We start from the raw sequence: 227 nt of genomic DNA, 5'->3' as shown, positions 1-227 counted from the left end.
CCAAGCCTGAAGAAATCCGCCGCACCATGGAAATCACCCTGGCCACCTTCAAGAGCGAGGCACCACCGAAGAAGGCCGATTACCTGGCGCAGGACAACCAGCAGGGCAGCGGCACGCTGGACAAGAAGGCAGTGCCCAAGACCACCGAGATTGCCCCGTTCCAGGACAGCAAGATCAACAAGGTGACGCCGCCCCCGGCCGCGAAGCCCGAAGTGGCGCCCCAGCCG

1 protein-coding gene is annotated in these 227 nt (G+C 64.3%); it reads left to right on the top strand.

The features are described from left to right. Positions 1-26: 26 nt before the first annotated feature. Positions 27-227, top strand: a 201-nt coding sequence (locus RRF55_RS28435) for a hypothetical protein (RefSeq protein ID WP_439419361.1), incomplete at its 3' end; no start/stop codon positions are given.

This window comes from Klebsiella sp. K47 (assembly GCF_051858335.1).
Lineage (GTDB): Bacteria > Pseudomonadota > Gammaproteobacteria > Enterobacterales > Enterobacteriaceae > Klebsiella > Klebsiella pneumoniae.
The sequence above is the reverse complement of the archived record's forward strand: the minus strand, read 5'-3'. Positions and strand labels throughout refer to the sequence as shown.